21 protein-coding genes, 1 tRNA gene and 1 riboswitch are annotated in these 22525 nt (G+C 71.0%); of the genes, 14 read left to right on the top strand and 8 right to left on the bottom strand.

Translation table 11 applies throughout. From position 1 onward, the window contains the following. The first annotated feature begins 113 nt into the window (after window positions 1–113). The 3 genes from ACZ6R6_RS38800 (at window position 114) to ACZ6R6_RS38810 (ending at window position 1302) form a co-directional block, all read left to right on the top strand. Window positions 114–281: a hypothetical protein gene (locus ACZ6R6_RS38800; RefSeq protein ID WP_470101930.1), complete on the top strand. Its 168-nt coding sequence runs from the start codon at window positions 114–116 to the stop codon at window positions 279–281. Further along, on the top strand, window positions 278–544 hold the full coding sequence (locus ACZ6R6_RS38805; protein WP_470101931.1) for a DUF6412 domain-containing protein: 267 nt from the start codon (window positions 278–280) through the stop codon (window positions 542–544). The genes ACZ6R6_RS38800 and ACZ6R6_RS38805 overlap by 4 nt, the downstream gene beginning before the upstream one ends. A gap of 68 nt (window positions 545–612) precedes the next feature. Then, on the top strand, window positions 613–1302 hold the full coding sequence (locus ACZ6R6_RS38810; RefSeq protein WP_470101932.1) for a YidC/Oxa1 family membrane protein insertase: 690 nt from the start codon (window positions 613–615) through the stop codon (window positions 1300–1302). Window positions 1303–1351: 49 nt separating this feature from the next. Here ACZ6R6_RS38810 and ACZ6R6_RS38815 read toward each other — a convergent pair whose 3' ends face one another. Further along, on the bottom strand, window positions 1352–1807 hold the full coding sequence (locus ACZ6R6_RS38815) for an ATP-binding protein (protein ID WP_306861832.1): 456 nt from the start codon (window positions 1805–1807) through the stop codon (window positions 1352–1354). A 157-nt stretch (window positions 1808–1964) separates the two neighbouring features. Further along, window positions 1965–3887 (bottom strand): PAS domain-containing sensor histidine kinase, encoded by a 1923-nt coding sequence (locus tag ACZ6R6_RS38820; RefSeq protein ID WP_470101933.1) that lies wholly within the window; start codon window positions 3885–3887, stop codon window positions 1965–1967. 74 nt (window positions 3888–3961) lie between these two features. On the opposite strand from ACZ6R6_RS38820, the gene ACZ6R6_RS38825 reads away from it, so the two are divergent. Continuing rightward, window positions 3962–4546, top strand: coding sequence for a methylated-DNA--[protein]-cysteine S-methyltransferase (locus ACZ6R6_RS38825; protein WP_470101934.1), 585 nt, complete (start codon window positions 3962–3964; stop codon window positions 4544–4546). Between the two features lie 30 nt (window positions 4547–4576). Here ACZ6R6_RS38825 and ACZ6R6_RS38830 read toward each other — a convergent pair whose 3' ends face one another. From ACZ6R6_RS38830 to ACZ6R6_RS38845, 4 genes are all read right to left on the bottom strand, one after another. Continuing rightward, window positions 4577–5923, bottom strand: coding sequence for a purine-cytosine permease family protein (locus tag ACZ6R6_RS38830; RefSeq protein WP_470101935.1), 1347 nt, complete (start codon window positions 5921–5923; stop codon window positions 4577–4579). After that, window positions 5914–6053, bottom strand: a riboswitch (TPP riboswitch). Its footprint overlaps the gene before it by 10 nt. A 45-nt stretch (window positions 6054–6098) precedes the next feature. After that, window positions 6099–6431, bottom strand: coding sequence for a rhodanese-like domain-containing protein (locus ACZ6R6_RS38835; RefSeq protein ID WP_470101936.1), 333 nt, complete (start codon window positions 6429–6431; stop codon window positions 6099–6101). Between the two features lie 102 nt (window positions 6432–6533). Further along, the gene (locus ACZ6R6_RS38840; RefSeq protein ID WP_470101937.1) at window positions 6534–7139 is read right to left on the bottom strand and encodes a TenA family protein; all 606 of its coding nucleotides are present in this window, start codon (window positions 7137–7139) and stop codon (window positions 6534–6536) included. 189 nt (window positions 7140–7328) lie between these two features. Further along, window positions 7329–7925: a DM13 domain-containing protein gene (locus ACZ6R6_RS38845; RefSeq protein ID WP_470101938.1), complete on the bottom strand. Its 597-nt coding sequence runs from the start codon at window positions 7923–7925 to the stop codon at window positions 7329–7331. A 121-nt stretch (window positions 7926–8046) separates the two neighbouring features. Between ACZ6R6_RS38845 and ACZ6R6_RS38850 the strand changes: the two genes are divergently transcribed. Next, window positions 8047–8700, top strand: a complete 654-nt coding sequence (locus tag ACZ6R6_RS38850) for a GOLPH3/VPS74 family protein (protein ID WP_470101939.1) — start codon at window positions 8047–8049, stop codon at window positions 8698–8700. Window positions 8701–8816: 116 nt separating this feature from the next. Here the strand turns inward: ACZ6R6_RS38850 and ACZ6R6_RS38855 are convergent, their stop codons facing one another. After that, entirely contained in the window at window positions 8817–9797 is a 981-nt protein-coding gene (locus ACZ6R6_RS38855; RefSeq protein WP_470101940.1) for an LCP family protein, read from the bottom strand. A gap of 622 nt (window positions 9798–10419) precedes the next feature. On the opposite strand from ACZ6R6_RS38855, the gene ACZ6R6_RS38860 reads away from it, so the two are divergent. Both ACZ6R6_RS38860 and ACZ6R6_RS38865 read left to right on the top strand, forming a co-directional pair. Then, window positions 10420–11862, top strand: a complete 1443-nt coding sequence (locus ACZ6R6_RS38860; protein ID WP_470101941.1) for a hemolysin family protein — start codon at window positions 10420–10422, stop codon at window positions 11860–11862. Then, on the top strand, window positions 11859–12893 hold the full coding sequence (locus tag ACZ6R6_RS38865; protein WP_470101942.1) for a hemolysin family protein: 1035 nt from the start codon (window positions 11859–11861) through the stop codon (window positions 12891–12893). The genes ACZ6R6_RS38860 and ACZ6R6_RS38865 overlap by 4 nt, the downstream gene beginning before the upstream one ends. 328 nt (window positions 12894–13221) lie before the next feature. Here the strand turns inward: ACZ6R6_RS38865 and ACZ6R6_RS38870 are convergent. Continuing rightward, window positions 13222–13304 (bottom strand) — tRNA-Leu (locus tag ACZ6R6_RS38870). A gap of 157 nt (window positions 13305–13461) precedes the next feature. Between ACZ6R6_RS38870 and ACZ6R6_RS38875 the strand changes: the two genes are divergently transcribed. The 7 genes from ACZ6R6_RS38875 to pknB all read left to right on the top strand — a co-directional run bounded on the left by ACZ6R6_RS38875 (window position 13462) and on the right by pknB (window position 22243). Further along, the gene (locus ACZ6R6_RS38875) at window positions 13462–14202 is read left to right on the top strand and encodes an FhaA domain-containing protein (RefSeq protein WP_306861813.1); all 741 of its coding nucleotides are present in this window, start codon (window positions 13462–13464) and stop codon (window positions 14200–14202) included. A 17-nt stretch (window positions 14203–14219) separates the two neighbouring features. Further along, entirely contained in the window at window positions 14220–14687 is a 468-nt protein-coding gene (locus ACZ6R6_RS38880) for an FHA domain-containing protein FhaB/FipA (RefSeq protein ID WP_306861810.1), read from the top strand. Next, window positions 14684–16009: a Stp1/IreP family PP2C-type Ser/Thr phosphatase gene (locus ACZ6R6_RS38885; protein ID WP_470101943.1), complete on the top strand. Its 1326-nt coding sequence runs from the start codon at window positions 14684–14686 to the stop codon at window positions 16007–16009. The genes ACZ6R6_RS38880 and ACZ6R6_RS38885 overlap by 4 nt, the downstream gene beginning before the upstream one ends. Before the next feature lie 4 nt (window positions 16010–16013). Further along, the gene (locus ACZ6R6_RS38890) at window positions 16014–17393 is read left to right on the top strand and encodes an FtsW/RodA/SpoVE family cell cycle protein (protein WP_470101944.1); all 1380 of its coding nucleotides are present in this window, start codon (window positions 16014–16016) and stop codon (window positions 17391–17393) included. Then, window positions 17390–18859, top strand: coding sequence for a peptidoglycan D,D-transpeptidase FtsI family protein (locus ACZ6R6_RS38895; RefSeq protein WP_470101945.1), 1470 nt, complete (start codon window positions 17390–17392; stop codon window positions 18857–18859). The genes ACZ6R6_RS38890 and ACZ6R6_RS38895 overlap by 4 nt, the downstream gene beginning before the upstream one ends. Continuing rightward, window positions 18856–20289 (top strand): serine/threonine-protein kinase, encoded by a 1434-nt coding sequence (locus ACZ6R6_RS38900; RefSeq protein ID WP_470101946.1) that lies wholly within the window; start codon window positions 18856–18858, stop codon window positions 20287–20289. The genes ACZ6R6_RS38895 and ACZ6R6_RS38900 overlap by 4 nt, the downstream gene beginning before the upstream one ends. Window positions 20290–20371: 82 nt before the next feature. Next, window positions 20372–22243, top strand: coding sequence for a Stk1 family PASTA domain-containing Ser/Thr kinase (gene pknB, locus ACZ6R6_RS38905; protein ID WP_470101947.1), 1872 nt, complete (start codon window positions 20372–20374; stop codon window positions 22241–22243). Window positions 22244–22525 lie beyond the last annotated feature (282 nt).

Consider the following 22525-nt stretch of genomic DNA (forward strand, 5'->3'; position numbering starts at 1 on the left):
TCCACGGTAGGCCCGGGCACGGCCGATCCCTAGGCCGCGTCACCACTCCGTAAGCACTGGATCGTTATGCTTCCGGCCTCCATCGGGCCGGTCGCCGGACGTACGGTGGCCTCATGAGTCGTACCGTGATGGCAGTCCTGGGCGTCATCCTCGCGCTCTACGTCGTGTTCGGGCTCGTGCTGCCCGCGCTGTTCGGGCTGCTGAAGTTCCTGGTCGTGCTGGCACTGATCGCCTTCGTGGTCGTCGCCGTGGTCACGGTCGCGGGCAAGTTCGCCAAGTGAGCCTCCTGCTCGCCCTCCAGACGCTGTCGGTCTGGATCTTCGACGGCGGCGGCGCCGTGACGGCGACCGCCGTGGTCGGGCTGGGCGTGCTCCTGCTCGCCTGGGCGCTGCGCGTGCTGCCCCTCGCCGCCGAGGCGGGGCGGGGAGCGCCGCTGTCCCGGCGCGAGCGGGCCAGGCGGACCCTGTTCGTCCGGCAGCGCGACCCCGACGCGGCCGGGCGGTCCCGGCCGAGAGCACCGTCAGCGGGCCCGGCGCCCGCGTAGCACCGCGTCGACACGTCCGGATCGCGGGCGCCTTCTGTGCTGATCCCACACCAGTCAGAAGGGCTCCCATGTTCGACCCCGTCATCGAGTTCACCGCCGGTCTCATCACCGCGCTCGCCGGGCCGCTGGGCTCCACCGCGCCGGCGATCGTCCTGTTCACCCTCGGCGTCCGGCTCCTGCTGCTGCCGCTCAGCGTCATGCAGGCCAGGGGCGAGCGGGTCAGGGCACGGCTGGCCCCCCGGCTCCAGGAGCTGAGGAGCAGGCACGGCCGCGACCCCGAGCGGCTCCGCCGGGAGCTGGCCGCGCTCTACGCCGAGGAGAAGGCCTCCCCGCTGGCCGGCTGCCTGCCGGGCCTGGCCCAGCTGCCGTTCCTCATGGTGACGTACCGGGTCTTCACCTCCTCGGTGATCGCCGGGCACGCGAACGCCCTGCTCACCCACGGGCTGTTCGGCGTGCCGCTGGGCCAGCAGCTGGCCGGCGCGGTCGCCGGGTACGGCCTGCTCAGCGGGCCGACCCTGGTCTTCGCCGGCCTCTTCCTGCTGTTGCTCGCCGTGGCGTCGATCACATCGCGCCGGATGCGGCGCACGATGGGCGACCAGGTCCAGCCGGAGGCGCTCCGCAGGGTGATGCCGCTCCTGCCGTACGCGACGGTGCTGGCCGCGGCCGTGCTCCCGCTCGCGGCCGGGATCTATCTGCTGGTCACCACGGCGTGGACGGCCGGCGAGAGGGCGCTGCTGTACCGTCCGGCACCCGCCTGAGAGTGATCACGATCTTGTCCCGCTTCACGGCGATGAAGCGGGACAGGACCTATCCGCACTCCCGCAGCGCGGGCTCGGGCATGGAAACCTGACCGTTACCGTTACTCACAGTGCTGACAGTCGTGACCACCGCCCAGACAGTGGTGATCTCACCGTCGTGCCTGACCCCCCATTTGGCGGCCAGATATTCGACGATGCCGAGACCCCTGCCCCCCAGTGAGGAGAGCGTGGGCCGTCCGGCGCGCGGCTCCGTGGCGGCTCCTCCGTCACTCACCGCAACCTCGACGTATCCGTCAGTCCAGCGCCACGCCACCCTGATCTGACCGGACGGTAAAGGATGCGCGTGCCGGAGCGCATTGCTCAGCAGCTCGCTCACCACGAGGACCGCATCATCTATCGCGGTCTCGTAGACCCCCCATTCCTGCAGGTCAGAGCAGAGGCGTTGGCGTGCGACGGCGACGCTGGACGGTGCATACGGCAACAACACGACGCTCGACGCACTCACCTCCCCGTATCCCTGTTCCCCCCTGAGGAACACACCCCAGTACGACCGAAATGCCCCGTTAGATGGTCTTAGAAACCGGGCGCCAATTACAGCTTGTGCACATTCGACAATAGATCAGCTCATCCGTTACCGGGTCGTTACCGCATCGGCGTGTCACTTAGGTAAGGGCGCCTGGCGTGTCGGCAATGCGCAGGGCCAGGCGCATGCGGGTGCCGCCGCCCGGCCGAGGGTGCGCCGACACCTCGGCTCCCTGGGCCTGGGCCAGGCTGCGCACGATGTAGAGGCCCAGGCCGACCCCGCCGAACCGGCGGCGGTCGCCGCTGTCTCCCTGGACGAAGCGCTCGAAGACGCGTTCCCTGCTGGCCGGGGCGATGCCCACGCCCTCGTCGTCGACGACCACCACCACCCGGTCGCCGGCCGCCCAGGCCTCGACCCTGATGAGGCCGCCGTCCGGCGAATACTTGAACGCGTTCTCCAGGAGCTGGCCGAGCATGATGTCGGTGGCCAGCGCGTCGCCGGAGACCAGGGGCAGGTCGCCGGGGACGCTCACCTCGACCCGGTGCAGGTCCGACAGGACCGGCAGGCCCAGCGTGGCGGTGCGGAGCAGCTCACCGAGGTCGAAGCCCTCGATCTTGAGAGTGAGCTCGCCCGCCCCGGCCCGGGAGCCCAGCAGCACGTGGTCCATGAGCTGGCCGAGGGAGCGCGCCCGCTCGGCGATGGTGTGCACCGCGGCCCGGCGCTCGAGGTCGGTCATGCTGTCCCAGCGCGAGTCGAGCGTGCCGGCGAAGCCGCGCACCACCGTGATCGGGGTGCGCAGCTCATGGCTGGTGGTGGCGAGGAAGAGGTCCTTGGCCTCCTCCAGCTCCTTGGCCCGGGTGACGTCGCGGAAGTCGACCACGATCTCGCCCGTCTCCACGATCTCCGCGCAGAGCACGTCCAGCCAGGCGCCCGAGGGCAGTTGGAGGGTGAGCTTGTCACCCGGCTCCGGCAGCGGGAACGGCGGCGGCCCGCCGATCACCTCGGCCGCGGGGAAGCCCGTCAGCTCGCCGGCCGCCGGGTTCCACTGGATGACCCGGCCGGTGCTGTCGAGGACCGCGATGCCGTCGGCGCTGGCGTCGAACACCGCCCGCTCGTGGGCGCGCTGCCGTACGGCCTCCTGGTAGGCCATGGCGTTGCCGACGGCGATCCCGGCGTGCCCGGCGAGGAGTTCGAGCAACTCCAGCTCGACGTGGCCGGCCTTGCGCTTGGCGAACAGGGCGTACAGCGCGCCGTACGGCCGGCCGCCCACCGCCGCGACGCCGAGCGCGATGGTGTGCAGGCCGGGCAGCTGCGACCAGATCAGCTCGTCCAGCCGGGCCTGGTCACCGGTCTCCAGCATCACGGTCCGGCCGGTGCGCAGGAGCTTGCCGACCAGGCTCGTGCGCAGGTCGGCGGTGGAGTCGCGCAGCGAGTCGGGGAGCCGGTGGCTGGCCACGAGACGGACCCGGTCGCCCTCGATGAGCACGAACCCGCCCGCGTCGGCCCCCGTCAGCTCGGCGAGGCTGGCGGCGATCCGGTCGAGGACGGCGGGCAGCTCCCGCTCGGCGTTGATGTCGGCGACCACGTCGGTGAGCCTGCGGACCAGCTGCGCCCGGCGGACGACCCGGTCCTGGGCCGTCTCGTCGTCCTGGGTCAGGTGGTAGACGCTGACGTAGCCGAGCAGCGCCCCCGCCTCCGACCGCAGCGCGCTGGTGTCGACCCGCACGTCGACCAGGCTGCCGTCCCGGCGGAACCGCTTGGTCCGCAGCGAGACCTGGCCGCCGGTGCGGACCCGCTCCAGGACCGCGTTGTGCTCGGCCATCAGCTCCTCGGGCACCACCGGGGCGCGGCGGCCGAGCAGCTCCTCCGCCGGCCAGCCGAACAGGCGTTCGGCGGCGGGATTCCACGCCAGGACCGTCTGGTCCCGGTCGAGGGCGACGATCGCGTTGGGCGCGCCGGCGACGACCGCACGGCCGATGCCGTCGTCACTGGCGGCCCTGATCTCACCCACACACCCATAGTGCCGTGTCAACCGGCCTGATCTTGGCACTTTCGTCCGCATGTGCTGACACTCGTTGGGGTGATCCGTCCGATACGCTGCGGTCACCACACGCCTGGATACGAAAGGGTGGGGCCATGTCATCCGGTGACATCGACGCGCTGCTACGGGTGACCTCGCCCGACTACATAGGGAACACCCACCCCGACATCGCGTTCGGCACCCTGGACGGCCCGGTGGGGCGCCTCGTCCTGGCGGTGACGCACCGGGGGGTGGTGGCGTGCAGCTACGAGGACGAGAACGTCGTCTTCGAACGCGTCAGCAGGGAGGTCGGCTCGTTCATGGGGCCGGACGCGCGGCGGCTCGACCCGGTCCGCCGGGAGCTGGACGCCTACTTCTCCGGACGGCTGCGCGCCTTCACCATCACGGCCGACCTGCGGCTGGCGACCCCGTTCGCCAGGACCGTGCTGCAGAAGATGATCGCCGTGCCGTACGGGACGGTGACCACCTACCGCGAGATCGCCGAACGGATCGGCCGGCCGCGGGCGCTGCGCGCGGTCGGCAACGCGCTGGGCAGCAACCCCGTCTGCGTGATCGTGCCCTGCCACCGGGTGGTCGAGAGCGAGGCCGTCCTCGGCGGCTACGCGGGCGGGGCGACCGCCAAGGAGCGGCTGCTGCGCGTCGAGGGGGCCGGCCGGCGCCGGCCGCCCGGCGCCCCGTAGCCCCGGGACCCGGGCGGGCGGCCCCGCCCGCTACCGGCGGCGGCGGAGCGCGCCGAGGCCGAGGGTGACCAGGCCGGAGACGACGAACGCGCCGACGGCCGCGCTCATCCACGGCTGCGGGGTGAAGCCGACGGCGTCCCGGACGCAGTTCCAGATCGCCGCCCACCACGACACGGACGAGGGCGCGGCGAGCAGCCACCAGGTGACGAAGCCCAGCAACCACGGGACCACCATGAGCCAGCGGGAGGGCGCGTTCTCGGAGGTGTCCCAGTCCTTGCCGTGGCCGAGCAGGAAGTAGTCGACCGCCAGCACGCCGAGCATCGGCACGAACACCGCGCCGATGATGCCGAGGAAGGCCCCGTAGGAGTTGACGTCGACGACGAGGGCCATGCCCGTGGTCAGCACTCCGATGCCCACGGAGAAGATCCGGCGGTCCACCCGGGGCATCAGGTTCTGCAGTGACATCGCGGTGGAGTAGACGTTCGCGAACGACTGGTCGGTCTCGCGCAGCACGAGGACGCCGAAGAACAGCGCGCCGAGCGGGGCCGCCACGAACGGGGCGAACACGGCGGTCGGCTGGCCCAGCACCGCGCCGTGGCCGGCGAGCGCCACCGCGTAGACGCCGACGGCCAGGCACGCCACCTGGGCGACGGTGTAGCCGCCGACGACGCCGGTGAAGGCCGCGCGGCTGGAGCGCGAGTGCCTGGCGTAGTCCGCCGCGACCGGCACCCACGACACCGACAGGGCGATCACGAAGTCGACGGCCGAGGCGAAGGCGTCCCAGGATCCGCCGGTCTGGGCGGGAGTCTCGCGGACGAACACCACCGCGAACCAGACCACCGAGATGATCACGCCGGCCGTGACGAACCGCCGGATCAACCGGATGGCGCCCAGGGGATAGATGGTCAGCGCCGTCGTCAGGACCCCGGCCGCGATCGCCCAGACCGCGTAGGGGACGGACGTTCCGAAGATCGCCTGCGCGCCCATCGCGACGACCCACAGCTCGAACGCGCCCCAGCCGATCATCTGGATGATGTTGAGCACGGTCGGGACGGCCGAGAGTCTCGCGCCGAACAGCCCGCGCAGCAGCACCATCGCGGGCTGGCCGGTCTGTGCGCCCGGGACCGCGGCGAGGCCGACCATGGCGGTGCCGATGAGGCTGCCGACCAGGGAGGCGACCAGCGCCGCGGTGAAGGTGAGCGGGTTGTCGTCGAGCAGCGGGTTGATCAGGAAGAGCGCGAAGGAGAACCCGAGCAGGCTGACGCCCAGATTGGCCCAGAACGCGCCCTGGTCGAGCGCGCCGAGGGTCTTCGGCGGAGCTTGGTCGAGAGTGAGAGGCGCCTCGGCATGCTTGGCATCGATGACGTCAGACGTCATGGAAAGCTCCCTACGCCGGCATTACCCGGACAGGTTCATGCGGTCGGCGGCGCGTCGGAGGGCCTGCCCGGCCCTCTACGTGGTTCCGCCCTCTCAGCCCGGTTGCGCCCGAGCTCCCGCGGTAAATGATTCGCCGTGAATTATGTCATTTCCTCCCTTCTGCGCAAGGGCCGGGTCAGGCCACGAACGGGTCCTGCCCGCTCTCGCTGACCATCGGACGGCCGGCGGACTCCCAGGACTGCATGCCACCGCCCACGTTGATCGCGTCCCAGCCGACGTGCCCGAGCCAGGCGGCGGCGTGCGCGGAACGGCCGCCCACGCGGCAGACCACGTAGACGGGCGCGTCCTTCGGCACCTCGTCCACCCGGGCCTGAAGCTCGCCGAGCGGGATGTGGACGGCCGCCGGCGCGTGCCCGGCCCGCCACTCGTCGTTCTCTCGTACGTCAAGCAGGAACGCACCGTCCGGCACGTTCCGCGCATCGACCTCAGGAACACTCATGACAACCATTCTTTCAAGTCCGTCACCAGATGGGGGGTAAAGCGGCTCGTCCGCCCGTGACCCCGCCAACATATGCGCGCGGGCCACCTGGACCGGCCCCGGAGGACCAGGTCAGGGCACGTCCCAGAAGGCCAGCTCGTGGGCCATCCCCTCGGTGAACAGTTCCTTGGCCCGGCCGAGGTCGGGCACGGCCTCGTCGATCATCACGGCGATGCGTCCGGTCAGCGCGGCGAAGTCGGGATGCGCGTAGGTGTCGACCCAGGCCCGGTAGCGCGGCTCGGCCGGGGGGTTCTCCGCGAGGACGCGGCCGAGGGTGGAGTAGCCCCACATGCAGGGATACAGCGCGGCCAGGCCGTCGGCGTAGTCCGCCGCGGAGCCGAGCAGGAACGAGGTGTAGGCGGCGCAGGCCGGCCCCTTCTCGGCCCTGTCGAGGTCGGCGCCGAAGCCCGCCGACAGCGACCGGTGCAGGTTCAGCTCCTCGTGGAAGGTGGCGTGGGCCAGGTCCACCAGATCACCCAGGTGCCCGTCGGGGGCCTGCCAGGCCAGCCGGGAGAACACCCGGACGTAGTCGAGGAGGAACAGGTAGTCCTGCTCCAGCCACGACCGGAACACCGGCTCCGGCAGGTCTCCCCGGGCGATCCCCACCACCGTCGGGTGGGCGAGCTGGGCCTCGACGAGCGGGCGGCCGATGACGTGGAGTTCCGCAGAGATGCTCATAAGCCGAGCATTGTCTCAATCCGGAACCCCGGCGCCGATCTCAGCCCAGGGCAGCACCGCCGGCCCCGGCCCAGAGCAGCACCGCCGCCCCCGGACCGGAGCCCCAGCACCCGGCTCGGGCCGAGGTCCCAGCCCCGTTCTCCGCCCAGGGCGGCACCGGCAGCCCGGACCGGAGCCTCGGCGCCCGTCTCAGGCCAGAGCCGCGGCGCCGAAGGAGACGCTGAAGCGCCTGCACCAGATGGTGACGGTCTTCAGGCTGTCCAGGTCGGCCCCGGCCGGGATGGCGTAGTTCGCGTTGCCCCGGTTGCCCTTGAGCTCGCCCAGTTCGAGGTGCTCGCCGTCGTCGAGGTTGAACCACCCGGCCTTGCCCTCCTTGACGGGCTGGTCGCTCAGCCAGACCCGGAGGTCGGGGCCGTCGGAGGTGTCCAGGTCCTCGATCCTGAGCACCCGGCTCCCGTCGGCCAGTTCGAGCACCCTGGCCCTGCCCTCGGTGCTGTGCTCGTGCGAGACGAACGTGCCCGTGGCCAGAGTCTCGGGCCCCTCCGCGGCCTGCCCGGGCCCGCCCCGCGACGGAGTGGCCGTGGCCTGCGGGGAGGTGCCCGGCGGGACGGCGGTCTCCGGGGCCGCGGTCCGCGGGGCCACCGCGACCGGCACGGCCTCGTCCACCTCGACGGTGGTGAACAGGCGCCAGGGCTGGAACAGATACAGGGCGACGCCGAACGCGACGGCGCCCAACGTCATGACCACCCAGGTCGCCGGGTGCCGGAGCAGCCTTCTGATCCGCATGATGTCCTCCGGGGCCGATCCTCGAAGCGTCTCCAGGCCCTGGTGCGAAATTATCCCGGCCGGCCGCCGTCAGCGCTTACGTAGTGCTTACGGCATAAGGCTCACGGCATAAGGTCGGAGCATGACGACCATCGCCGAAGAAGTTCTCCTGCTCGCCTACAGCGAAGCGGAGGGCAGGCAGCTGGTCAGCTCGTCGGAGCTCGACGCCGCGCTCGGCGGCGCCCTCCTGGCGGAGCTGACCGTCAACGGCCGGATCGACCTGGCCGGCAAGAAGGTGACCGTCCTGGACCCCACCCCTCTCGGCGAGGAGGAGCTGGACGCGACGCTGGCCAGGATCGCCGCGGACACCAAGGAGCGCAAGCCCGACTGGTGGATCTACAAGCTCCACTCGGCCAAGCTCCGCAAGCGCCTGCTCTCCCGCCTGGCCGAGCGGGGCGTGCTGGGCGAGGAGACGCGGAAGATCCTCGGGATCTTCCCCAGCACCCGCTACCCGGAGCGCGACCCCAGCGTCGAGCTGGCCGTCCGCGAGCGCGTCCAGAGCGTGCTGTCCGGAGCCGTCCCCGACAGGCGGATCGCCGTGCTGATCGCCGTCCTGCACGCGTCCAAGATCGACCGTAAGGCGTTCCCGGGCGCGAGCAAGGAACGCATCAAGGAGATCACCGAGGGCGACTGGGCCGGCGAGGCCGTCGCCAAGACCATCGCCGCGATCAACGCCGCCGTCATGGCCGGCGTGATCGCCGCAACCGTCGCCGCCTCCACCAGCGCGTCCACCTGAGCCACCGCCCCGGCCGGGGCCGGGTCAGGGCCGGGCCGGGAATCCGTGACACCGGCCCCGGAAGGCGGCGGGCCAGGCGACCGGCCGGGACGCCGGACCGGGGCCGCGGCGGGCCGCTACTTGCCGAGGGCGTCCTTGGGGACCGGCTTGTCCTGGGCCAGGGCCTGGAACATGCGCAGGGCCTTGGCCCGGTCCCACTTGACGACCGACTGGCCGTTGATGGTCGGCAGCGAGCCGACCGGGACGACCGTGGTCACCGGGTTGTCGCCCATGGCGAGGCCGAGGGAGAGCAGGTTGAAGGCGCCGGTCTCCTCGCCGACGGACACGGAGTCGGCGGCGTTCAGCGCGAGCGGGACGGAGCGGAAGGGGTTGATCAGCACTCCGGGGCTGGCCGCCTTGTTCACCACCGCGGAGAAGAACTGGCGCTGGCGCTGGGTCCGGTCGAAGTCGGGGATGGCGCCGGTGGCCCGGGTGCGGACGTAACCGAGGGCCGTGCCGCCGTCCATCGTCTGCAGGCCCTTCTTCAGGTCGATGCCCGCCTTGGGGTCCTTGATGGCCTGCTTGACGTTGATCTCGACCCCGCCGATGGCGTCGACGATGCCCACGAAGCCGCCGAAGCCGATCTCCATGTAGTGGTCGATGCGGAGCCCGGTGACCTTCTCGACGGTCTTGGCCAGGAGCTTGGGGCCGCCGTCGTCGTAGGCGTAGGCGGCGTTGAGCTTGTCGCTGCCGTGGCCGTCGATGGGCACGTAGGAGTCACGCGGGAGGCTGACCAGGGTCGGCCGGTCGCCGCTGTCGGGGATGTGCAGCAGCATCATCGTGTCGGTCCGGCGGCCGATGGAGTTGCCGGTGGCGAGCTTCCTGCGCTGCGCCTTGGTCAGGCCGGCGCGGCTGTCGGAACCGACCAGCAGCCAGTTGGTGCCCGGGGTGTCGGCAGGGCGGCCGTCGTAGTCGGTGAGCGCCTCGATCCGGGTCAGCCGCGAGTTGACCGTGAAGTATCCGCCGACGGCGAGCACCAGCAGCACGACGAGCAGGCCGATGAGGATCCGTGCGATCAGCCTGCCCGGCCGCTTCGGGCGCCAGGTCGTGCTCGGCATCCGGATCCCGCCTTTCCCTCCTGAGGAACCACCTGACGGACCACCCGGACGGTCCCCCGGGGGGCCGTCCGGTGACACGGAGTGCGCGGCCTGGCCCGGGAGCGGCCGGACCGGGCCGGCGCCCTCCCTGGCCTTGCCGTAGACCCGCGAGGTCGCCCGCGGCCGCGTGTCGTCGGTCCCTTCCCGCTGCGTCTCCCGGACGGGCTCGGCGGCCGGCCGGCTCCGCCCCGGCGCCGGGGGCGCGGGCTGTCCCGCGGCTCGCGGCGGCCCGGGCTGGGGCGATCGCAGCGCACGTGTGCGATCGTCGTCTTCCGGCCTGTCACCCACGTCGTATCCCCGCCACTTCTTGAACACACGATGAGAACGTCATTATCGACGCTACGTCGTGGTCCCGTCGCGCGCAGACGCCCCGCCAAGCTTTCCCCATGTAAAAGTACGCAGAAGGATGCTTGGTCACCAACGATGTGATCGTTGGCCGATCCGGAAACATCGACCCCCACATGGGTCGTTACGGTAAGGGACGACCTCTGCCCGAAAGGATGATCGTGTCCACTCCGGACTCATGGAGTACCTGCCCGTGCGCATGCACGGGGACCGCTGACCCAACCGGGAGAGCCGCCCGGTGAACACGGCTCTCGGCCTGTTGGCCGTACTCCTCCTCACCTTCGCCACCGGTTACTTCGTCGCGCAGGAGTTCGCCTTCGTGGCCGCCGACCGCGGCGTGCTGCGCGAACAGGCCGACGCCGGTGACACCGCCGCCAAGCGCGCGCTGGAGGTGACGGGACGCCTGTCGTTCATGCTTTCGGGCGCGCAGCTGGGCATCACCGTGACCGCGCTGCTCGTCGGCTTCATCTCCGAGCCCGCCATCGCCACGGTCATGCGCCCGGGGCTGGAGGCCGCGGGGGTGCCGGCGGCGGCCGTGCCGGGCGTCTCGGTGGCGCTTGCCGTCGCGGTCGCCACCGTCATCCAGATGGTGCTCGGCGAGCTGGCCCCCAAGAACCTGGGCATCGCCCGCCCCGAGCCGGTGGCCAAGTTCCTCGCCGGCTCGACCATCGTCTATCTCAGGATCGCCGGGCCCGTCATCCGGCTGTTCGACTCCGCCGCCACCGGCCTGCTGCGCCGGGTGGGCGTGGAGCCCGTGGAGGAGGTCGAGCACGGCGCCAGCCCCGAGGAGCTGTCCCGGATCATCTCCGAGTCCGCCACGGCCGGCGACCTCCCGCCGCGGCTGTCGGAGCTGCTGGAGCGGGCGCTGGAGTTCGGCGACCGCACCGCCGAGGACGTCATGGTGCCGCGCCCCCGCCTGGTGCTGCTGCGGGCCGAGCGTCCGATCTCCGATCTGGTCGAGGCCATCCGCGAGCACGGCCACTCCCGCTACCCGGTGCTCTGCAAGGAGAACGGCGAGGACGTGGTCGGCGTCACCGGTGTGCGGGAGCTGCTCAGGTCCGGCCTGAGCGACGGCCCGCTGGAGCAGATCACCCGTTCGGCGCTGCTGGTCCCGGACTCGCTGCCGCTGCCGGTCGTGCTGGAGCGCATGCGCGCCGCCGGTGACGACCTGGCCTGCGTCATCGACGAGTACGGCGGGCTCGCCGGCGTGGTCACCGTCGAGGACCTGGCCGAGGAGCTCGTCGGCGAGCTGATCGACGAGAACGACCCCGAGCCCGCCGGGGTCGTCGCCAACGACGACGGCACCTGGGACCTGCCGGGCACCCTCCGGCTCGACGAGGTCGAGCGGGCGACCAAGCTGGCGCTCCCCGAGAGCGACGGCTACGACACCATCGCCGGCCTGGTGCTCGCCACCCTCGGCCGGATGGCCGAGCCCGGCGACCAGGTCACCGTCACGCTGACCCTGGAGACAGATCTCCTGGAGAACGACAGCGAGGACGAGGCCGACGCGGTGCTCACCGTGCTGTCGGTGCACCGCAGGGTCCCCGAATGGGTACGGCTGGAGCCCGCGCCGGCGGAGGCCGCCGAGGACGGCGGTGAGCCCGCGATGACCGCGCCGCGGATGATCGGGCGCGGCGCCGACACACCCATGATCGAGCGGAGCGCGGTGGACGGCCGATGAGCACCACCGGAGCCCTGCTGCTGGGCGTGGCCCTGTTGATCGGCAACGCCTTCTTCGTCGCCGCCGAGTTCGCGGTCATCTCGGCCCGCAGGCATCGCCTGGAGGAGCTCGCGGGCAAGGGCGGCCGGTTGACCCGGGTCGCCGCCCGCGCCGCCGTACGCGGCGGCAGGGAGCTCTCCCTGATGCTGGCCGGGGCCCAGCTCGGCATCACGCTGTGTTCGCTCGGCCTGGGCATGGTGACCGAGCCGGCCATCGAGCACCTGCTGGAGCCGGTCTTCGCCGCGGTCGGCCTGCCCGAGTCGCTGCGGGTGCCCATCTCGCTGGTGATAGCGCTGGCGCTGGTCACCTTCCTGCACATGGTGATCGGGGAGATGGCCCCCAAGTCGTGGGCGCTGACCCACCCGGAGACCGCCGCGATGGGCCTGGCGCTGCCGTTCCGCGGCTTCACCTGGCTGGTCCGGCCGGTGCTGGCCTCTCTCAACGCCCTGACCAACGCGGTGCTGAGGCTGTTCGGCGTGCACCCCAGGGACGAGCTGGCCACCACCAGGACCCCGGTCCAGCTCGCCATGCTGGTCGGCGAGTCCGGCCGGATGGGCCTGCTCGACCGGGACGAGCACGACCTGCTGACCCGGGCCCTGCGGGTCCACCAGCAGCCGGTCGAGCGTCTGATGCTGCCCATCGGGCAGGCCACCTGCGTGGCCCGGGACGCCACCGACGAGCAGGTGCGCCGTACGGCCGCCGACAGCGGGCACCTGCGCCTGCTGGTCAACTCGGGCAGGCCGGACGACGTTCTGGGCGTGCTGCACGTCAGAGACGTCCTGGTCCGCCCGGGGGCGAGCCCCGCCGAGCTCGCCCGGCCGGTGCCCCGGCTGGACAAGAGCACGACGATCCCCGAGGCGGTCTCCGTGCTCCAGGACGCCCACGCCCATGTGGGCCTCGTCACTGACGGCGGCGGCAAGGTGGCCGGCATGGTCAGCCTCACCGATCTGCTCGGCGAGCTCCTGGACGTCCGGGTCCTCGTCACGGGTTGACGGACGGGACGGGCCGGGGGGAGAGACTCCCCCCGGCCCGATTTCTCTGTCAGCGTAATCAGCCCGGATGGGCGGCATGACGTGTGCAAGCGCCCGGAAAGTGATCGTCAAGCGGGACGGGGTAGAAGAGACGCACGCCATACCGGCACAGAATCGAGAAGACACCCACGTAACCGCCGGGACTTCTCTATAACGGAGCGAACGGCTACTTTGATCGATGATCACCCCGACCGGCACCAGACTCACGGACGGACCGATGAACGCGCGGATTCCCCGGAAAACAAGAGAGCCCCGGTGCGCTGACTGCGCTTCCGGAGCTCTGCTGGAGTGGGCGAGGAGGGATTTGAACCCTCACGTCCTTTCGGACACACGGACCTGAACCGTGCGCGTCTGCCGTTCCGCCACCCGCCCTTTTGGGTGCGGTGGAAACATTAGCACGGATCAGCCGGTACCCACGAACCCGGATACGATCCTCCTAGACGCGGAGCGGAACAGCTGGGTGCGAGAGAGCGAGGAACAAGCCCCCAAGCGGCCGTGACCTAGTTAGACGGAGGAAGGGAGGTACCCGGTGGGAGTCCTTCAGCGCTTCGAGCGGAGGCTCGAAGGTTTGGTTGAGGGAGCCTTTGCGCGGGCGTTCAAATCTGACCTTCAGCCGGTCGAGGTTGCCAGCGCGGTTCAGCGTGAGATGGACGAGCGTGCGGCGATCGTCGCACAAGGGCGCACGCTCGTGCCGAACGACTTCGTGGTCGAGCTGTCCACCACCGACAGCGAGCGCCTGGAGGTCTACGCGGACAGCATCAGCCACGAACTGGCCAACCTCGCCAGGGAGTACGCCAAGGAACAGGGCTACTCCTTCGTGGGACCGGTCCGGGTGCGCTTCGAGACGGCGGACGACCTGGCGGTCGGCCTGTTCCGGATCCGCTCCGGCGTGATCCGCGGCGCGACGGTCGAGCAGGACGAGATCCGCCAGCCGGTGAGCGACGTGCCCGCGGCCAAGCCGCACGCCTTCGGGGGCCGTCCCCGCCTGCTGGTCTCCACCCAGGACGACCCGCAGGGGCAGCGGTCCTATGACCTGACCACCCCGGTGACCCTGCTCGGCAGGGGCACCGACTGTGATCTACGGCTGGTCGACCCGGGTGTGTCCCGGCACCACGCCGAGCTGCGCGTGGAGGGCCCCCAGGTCGTGCTCGTCGACCTCGGCTCCACGAACGGCACCTTCGTCAACGGCCAGCCGGTACGCCGGGTCGAGCTCCAGAACGGCACTCGCGTGACGCTGGGGCGGACGACTCTGGTTTTCCGGCGCGATTAAAGGTAAACAGACGGTCCATGTCCGAGCTCACGCTGCTGCTGATCCGGCTCGCGTTCCTCGCGGTGCTGTGGTTCTTCGTGATTGCCGCGGTCGGCGTGATCCGGACAGACTTGTTCGGATCCCGCACGACCACCGCCGCCCCCGCGCGCAAGGCTGCCAAGCCGATCAAGCCCGCGGCCAAACCCAAGAAGGGGGAGCCGCGGCAGATGGTCGTCATCGGTGGTCCCCTGCAAGGCACCACCATCACCCTCTCAGAGACGCCGATCACCATCGGCCGGGCGACCGACGCCACGCTGGTAGTCAGCGACGACTACGCCTCCAGCAAGCACGCCCGGCTCTTCCCCCAGGACGGTCAGTGGATCGTGGAAGATCTCGGTTCGACCAACGGCACATACCTCGACCGCTCTAAAGTCACCCGTCCGACCCCGGTGCCGCTCGGTGTTCCGATCCGCATCGGCAAGACCGTCATCGAATTGCGCAAATGACCATCGCACTCCGTTACGCCGCCCGCTCCGACGTCGGCCTCCTCCGCGAAGGTAACGAGGACTCGGCGTACGCCAGCGGCCGACTGCTCGCCGTCGCCGACGGCATGGGCGGCCACGCACACGGCGAGGTGGCCAGCTCGGTCGCCATCGCCGCGATGTCCTCCCTCGACGAGGACCCGCAGGGGGGTGACCTGCTCAGCGCCATCGAGGCGGCGGTCAGGGAGGCCAACCGCAGACTGCACGAGATGGTGGGGCGCGACCCGAGCCTCAAGGGCATGGGCACCACCCTGACCGCCATGCTGTGGTCGGGCACGAGGGTCGCCCTGGTCCACGTCGGCGACTCCCGCGCCTACCTGCTGCGCGCCGGGGAGCTCTACCAGATCACCCACGACCACACCCTGGTGCAGTCGCTGGTGGACGACGGCCGGATCACCCAGGAGGAGGCCGCCACCCATCCGCAGCGGTCGATCCTGCTGCGGGCGCTCGACGGCAGCGGCGAGGTCGACCCCGACCTGTCCCTGCGCGAGGCCCAGGTCGGCGACCGCTACCTGCTCTGCTCCGACGGGCTGTCGGGGGTGGTGAGCGCCGAGACGATGCACCAGACGCTCTCCACGATCGACGACCCCGAGACGGTGGTCCGCGCGCTCATCGACCTGGCCAACCGCGGCGGCGGCCCCGACAACATCACCTGCGTGCTGGCCGACGTCCTGGAGGTCGACGAGGGGCTCGCCCTCCCCGTCGAGGCCGCCGTGGTGGGCGCCGCCGGGTCGGCCCGGCCGCGGACCCCGCCGCCGGACACCCCGGCCGGCCGCGCCGGCGTGGTCACCATGCCCCAGCCCGTCATCGTCGACGACGATCCCGGGGAGCCGGTCGTCAGGGCCGCCGGCCGGCCGGTCAGACGCCGCCGGGTGTGGCCGCTTCTGGCCTCGGTGGGAGGCGTCGTCCTGGTCGGCGGCGGCCTAGGCTGGTACTTCGGGAGCCAGTGGCTCGACGATCAATACTTCGTAGGGGCGAAAGGGGATGAGATCGTGGTTTTCCAGGGCGTGAAGACCAATATCGGTCCCATCGAGCTCTTCGACGTCGCCCGGAGCACCACCGAGTCGATCAAGGCCCTCGGCGCGTTCCAGCAGGGTCAGGTCCGCGACGGCATCCCCGTCGCCAGCGTCGACGCGGGCCTGAAGAAGATCCAGGAGCTCAAGTCGTCCGCGGCGAAGCCCGAGACGAAGCCCGAGACCAAGCCCGAGACCAAGCCCGACGGGAAGACCAGGCAGACCTCCCGGCCGGACGGCACCGCAACCCCGGAACCCACAAGGTCACAGTAGACACATGAGCACCCCAAGCGTCGAGCCCGTCCCCCTGCCCGCCAAACGTCGGCTGGCCCAGTTGGCGATGCTCGCCTTCGCGGTCGTGATCGTGATGTTCGCCTACGCCAACGTGGGGCTGGCGATCGACAAGCAGATCCCGTCGGGCATGCTCACCTACGGCCTCAGCCTGGGTGGGTTCATGCTGGCCGCCTACCTCGTGCTCGCCAGGTTCGCGCCCTGGGCCGACCCGCTGATCCTGCCCCTGGTGACGCTGGTCAACGGCCTCGGCCTGGTGATGATCTACCGCCTCGAACAGTCCAAGGCGTTCGGTGCCTCGGCCACCACCCAGCTCCTGTGGACGGCCGTCGGAGTCGTCCTGTTCAGCGTGACGCTGATCGTGCTGCGCGACCACCGCGCGCTGCAGCGGCTGACCTACACCGCCGGAGCCGTCGGACTCCTCCTGCTGATCTCGCCGCTGCTGCCGTTCATCGGCAAGAACATCAACGGCGCCCGGATCTGGATCGAGATCCCCGGTGTGGGCCAGCTCCAGCCCGCCGAGTTCGCCAAGCTCGCCCTGATCGTCTTCTTCGCCGGCTACCTGGTCGCCAAGCGCGACGTGCTGGCGCTGGCCGGGCGGCGGCTGCTCTTCATCGACCTGCCCCGCGCCCGCGACCTCGGCCCGATCCTCATCGTCTGGGGCTTCAGCCTGGGCGTGCTGATCCTGCAGAAGGACCTCGGCTCCTCTCTGCTGATCTTCGGCACGTTCATCGCGATGCTCTACATCGCCACCCAGCGCACCTCGTGGGTCCTGATCGGCATCCTGCTCTTCGTCGGCGGCGCGATCCTCGCCGGCATGCTCTTCGACCACGTGCAGGCGCGCTTCGAGGTCTACCTCAACCCGGAGGACCCGGAGCTCTTCAACAAGGTCGGCGGCAGCGCGCAGCTCATGCAGGGCCTGTTCGCGATGGCCACCGGCGGGATCCTCGGCACCGGGCTCGGCCAGGGCCACCCCAAGGAGATCCCGCTGGCCATCTCCGACTTCATCTTCCCCGCCACCGGCGAGGAGCTGGGCCTGACCGGGCTGATGGCCCTGCTGATGGTCTACGCCCTGATCGTGGAGCGGGGCCTGCGCACCTCGATCGCGGCCCGCGACCCGTTCTCCAAGCTGCTGGCCGGCGGCCTGTCGTTCATCCTGGCCTGGCAGGTCTTCATCATCGTCGGCGGCGTCACCAACCTGATCCCGCTGACCGGCCTGGTCACCCCGTTCATGTCGCAGGGCGGTTCGGCGCTGCTGGCTAACTGGATCCTTATCGCACTGTTGGTACGCATGTCGGATGCGGCGCGGAAGCCACCGCCCCAGGCCATCCAGGACGAAGGAATGACGCAGGTGTTCCAGCGATGAACAGTCCCCTCAAGCGCGTCGCCCTGGCCTGCCTGCTCATGTTCGGCCTGCTCATGATCAACGTGAACTACCTGCAGGCCGTGCGGGCGGACGACCTGCGTGCGGACTCGCGCAACACCCGCAACTTCTACGACCGCTACCAGGTCGAGCGCGGCCGGATCACCGCGGGCGACAAGGTGCTCGCCGAGTCCGTCGACACCGGCGACAACACCTTCCGCTACGCACGGCGCTACCCCGAGGGCAAGGTCTACGCGCCCATCACCGGGTTCTTCGCCCCGGAGAGCACCCGCGACATGGAGCAGGCCGAGAACGACCTGCTCAACGGCACCAGCGCCGACCTGCTCATCCGGCGCAGCATCGACCTGTTCACCGCCAAGAAGACCAAGGGCGCCAACGTCGACCTGACGATCAACCCCAAGGCGCAGGAGGCGGCCTACAAGGCGCTCGGCGCCAGCGGCAAGAAGGGCGCGCTGGTCGCGATCGAGCCGGAGACCGGGGCGATCCTCGCCATGGTCTCGATCCCCAGCTACGACCCCAACCCGCTGGCCAAGGCGGACAAGGCCACGGTCAACAAGGCCTACACCAAGCTGGCCGAGGACAAGGACCAGCCGCTGCTGAACCGGGCGATCGAGCGCACCTACCCGCCGGGCTCGACCTTCAAGGTCGTCACCATGGCGGCCTACCTGGAGAGCGACGACACCCTCGGACCGCAGAGCCAGGTGGACGCCCCGCAGCGGCTCGACCTGCCCAACACCACCGCCGACCTGCCCAACTACGGCGGCGCGGCGTGCGGTTCCGGGCGCGTGACCCTGACGTTCGCGCTGGAGCGCTCGTGCAACACGCCATTCGGCAAGATCGCCATAGATCTGGGCTACGACGCCATCAACGACCAGGCCTTCAAGTTCGGCGTCGGCGGTGACCCGCTGGCCATCCCGATGCCGGTCGTGGCCAGTGACTTCTGGAACGAGGAGGACAGCGAGGAGGACGCGGCCGCGCTCGCCCAGGCCTCGATCGGCCAGCGCAGCAACCAGATGACCCCGCTGCAGATGGCCATGGTCGCCGCGGGCATCGCCAACAACGGCGTGGTCATGAAGCCCTACCTGGTCAACAAGATCGCCGACGCGGAGGGCGGCGAGATCAAGAGCGCCGACCCCACCGAGCTCGGCACCGCGATCAGCGAGGACACCGCGCGCAAGCTCCAGGAGATGATGGTCAGCGTCGTCAAGAACGGCACCGCCGGCGCCGCGCAGATCCCCGGAGTGACCGTCGGCGGCAAGACCGGCACCGCCGAGACCGCCCCGGGCCGGGACCCGCACGCGTGGTTCATCTCCTTCGCCCCCGCCGAGGACCCCAAGGTGGCCCTCGCGCTCATCGTCGAGTCCGGCAGCGCCGGCGACGACGCCTCCGGGGGTCACACCGCCGCGCCCATCGCCAAGAGCGTGATGGAAGCGGTGCTGGGTAGATGACCGCGTTGCTCGGGGGCCGATACCGCCCGCTGGGGCGGATCGCGACGGGCGGCATGGGCGAGGTCTGGCGGGCCAGGGACGAGCTGCTCGGCCGCGAGGTGGCGGTGAAACTGCTGCGCCGGCACGTGGCGGCCGATCCGGCCTTCCGCGAGCGGTTCCGCCGCGAGGCCAGGATCGCGGCGGGGCTGGCCGACCCCGGCATCGCCCAGGTCTTCGACTACGGCGAGGCCGACGACGTCGCCTACCTCGTGATGGAGCTGGTCCCCGGCGAGTCGCTGGCCGGCATCCTGGCGCGCGACGGCAGGCTGAGCGCCGGCAACACCCTCGACGTGGTCTACCAGACCGCCAGGGCCCTGCAGGCGGCGCACAGCTCGGGGATCATCCACCGGGACATCAAGCCGGGTAACCTGCTGGTCACCGGGGCCGGGGTGATCAAGATCACGGATTTCGGCATCGCCAGGGCGCTGGAGGGCTCGTCGATGACCCAGACGGGCACCGTGCTCGGCACCGCCCAGTACGTCAGCCCCGAGCAGGCGTCGGGAGAGCCGCTGACCTTCGCCACCGACGTCTACTCGCTCGGCGTGGTCGCCTACGAGTGCCTGGCCGGCCGCCCGCCGTTCGTCGCCGAGACGCAGGTGGCGATCGCGCTCATGCATCTCAGCGAGGATCCGCCGCCGCTGCCCGGGAGCGTGCCCCGGGCGGTGCGGGAGCTGGTCGCGGCGTGCCTGTCGAAGGACCCCGAGCGGCGGCCGGCCGGGGCCCGGGAGCTGGCCGGCCGGGCATACGCGCTGCGCGGCTCGCTCGCCCCGGCGGGCGCCGCCGACCTGGCCATGCTCACCGATCCGGCGGGATGGCGGGCGGAGCCCGCCGGCGAATGGCCGCGGGAGGTCACCTCCGCCCTGGCCGCCTCCCCACCGGCGCCTGCCGGCCCGGCCGCGGGGTCCGGCCCCGGCGGACCGGCCGGGGACTCCCGTCCGGCCACCGCGAGGACGGCACGGAGCGTCCCGCGGCGCCGGGGTCTGCGCCGGAGGACAGTGATCGCCGCCGCCGCGGGGTGCGCCGCCGCCGTCGGACTGGGCGCGCTGGCGGTCCACGAGCTGACCGACCGCCCCGGCGACAGCAGGCCGGAGGAGCCGGCCGTCCGGCCGAGCCCGATCACCAAAACCCCGACGGTCCGGCCTAGCCGGACCAAGCCGGCGACGAGCAGATCGCCCGTCCCACCGGCGAAGCCGACCCGTCCTTCGCCCACGCCGTCGGCTACGGTAAGCACATCGGTCAAACCCAGCCCCCGGCCGACCACGTCGCCATCGCCCAGCCCCAGCCCGACTACCTCGACTCCGACGCCCACCGCCCCGACGGCGACACCGAGCCTCACACCGAGCACCACTCCCGGCACCGGCGACACAGAGCCGCCGAACGGGGAGACGTGATGCGGCGAGGGGTCGATGATGGACACCGGTGGCCCAAGAGCTCACCGGCACCCAAGATGAACGGTAAGGGACAGTGCAGGAAATGACTCAGCCTCGACGCCTCGGCGATCGCTACGAGCTTGACGGCGTCGTCGGGCGTGGCGGCATGGCCGAGGTATATCGCGCCCGAGACATCCGGCTGGATCGGATCGTCGCCATCAAGACCCTCCGCGCGGACCTGGCGAGAGACCACATCTTCCAGGCCCGTTTCCGCCGGGAGGCCCAGTCCGCCGCGTCACTGAACCACCCGTCCATCGTCGCGGTCTACGACACCGGCGAGGACGTGGCGGGCGGGGCGCCGGTGCCGTACATCGTGATGGAGTTCGTCGACGGCCGCACGCTGCGCGACCTGCTCCGCGCCGACCGCCGGCTGCTGCCCGAGCGGGCGGCCGAACTGGTCGACGGGATCCTGCGGGCGCTGGACTACAGCCACCGCGGCGGCATCGTCCACCGGGACATCAAGCCGGCGAACATCATGATCACCAACAACGGCGACGTCAAGGTGATGGACTTCGGCATCGCCCGCGCGATGGCCGACTCGGCGGCGACCATGACGCAGACCGCCCAGGTCATCGGCACGGCCCAGTATCTGTCGCCGGAGCAGGCCAGGGGCGAGCGGGTCGACGCCCGCAGCGACATCTACTCCACCGGCTGCGTGCTGTACGAGCTGCTGACCGGGCAACCGCCGTTCACCGGCGACTCCCCCGTCGCGATCGCCTACCAGCACGTGCGCGAGGACCCGATCCCGCCGTCGCAGATCGACCCGGACATCCCCAAGTGGGCCGACGCCATCGTGCTCAAGGCGATGGCCAAGGACCCCGCCCATCGCTACCAGAGCGCCGGGGAGATGCGGGCCGACATCCAGCGGGCGATGTCCGGCATGCCGATGGACGCCCAGACGATGGCGCTGGCCAACAACTACGGCGCGGCCACCCGGACCATGCAGCAGGCCCCCGCCCCCGGCGGACCGGCCACCCAGCGCACCACCGCCGTCCCGGCCTACGACTACGGCACCGAGGAGGGCGGGCGCGGCGAGCGCGGCCGGCGCCGGCAGCAGAGCGGCGGGGGCAACACCGCGGTCAAGACCGCCGCGTGGATCCTGGTCCCGCTGCTGGTCATCGGCGCCTTCATCGGCGTGGGCTACATGTTCCTGAGCTCCCCCGGCGACTCCGCCGCCGGCAGCAAGGTCACGATCCCGTCACTGACCTCGCAGACCGCGGCCTCGGCGACCAAGACGCTGATGGGGCTGGGTCTGAAGGTCAAGCGGGTCGACAAATACGACGAGGAGCTGGAGAAGGGCACGGTCATCGACACCGACCCGGCCTCCGGCACCGAGGTCGACAAGAACAGCGAGGTCACGCTCACCGTCTCCAAGGGTGTGGAGAAGGTCGAGGTGCCCAACGTGGTCAACATGACCGCGGATGAGGCCAAGGCGGCCCTGGAGGGCGCGGGCTTCGTCCCGAGCCTGCGGACCAAGGCCTCCAGCGCCCCGCAGGGCAAGGTGATCGAGAGCGACCCCGAGGCGGGCAAGCAGGCCCCCAAGGGCAGCACGGTCCAGATCTACGTCCCCAAGGAGGCCGCTGAGGTGCCGGGCGTGGTCAACCTCACGATCGGCGACGCCAAGCGGATGCTCAAGGAGGCGGGCTTCCGATACAAGATCGTCGAGCAGGAGAGCGACCTGCCGGAGGGCACCGTGCTCAGCCAGGCGCCCGAGGCCGGCGCCAAGCTCCAGCCGGGCACCACGATCACGCTGGTCGTCTCCAGCGGGCAGGCCCCGGAGCCGACCGAGCCGGCGACGCCCCCGACCCAGGACCCGAACGTCACCGAGGACCCGCAGCCGGACACCCAGCCGACGGATCAGCAGACCGAGGACCCGTTCGTCGACGACCCGCCCAGCGACGACCTGGGCGGCTGACCGTCGGCCCGTGAGGGCCCATGAGGACGGCCCCCGCCGACCGGCGGGGGCCGTCCTGTCGTATACACGGGGGGACGGCTCTCCGGCCCGGGGACGGGGTCTGGCTGAGACGTGAGGGCCCGATCTCCTCGGGGCCGGGGGCACGCCCCGGCGGGCCCGGTCTCTCCGCGTCCGGGCTTCTCAGCGCCCGATCTCTCGCGCTCGGACTTCTCAGCGGTCGGGGCGCCCGTCCTCGGGGATGAGAAGAGCCCTTCCGCCACTCGGGGGCGATGGCGGAAGGGC

The organism is Streptosporangium sp. NPDC048886, assembly GCF_055586905.1.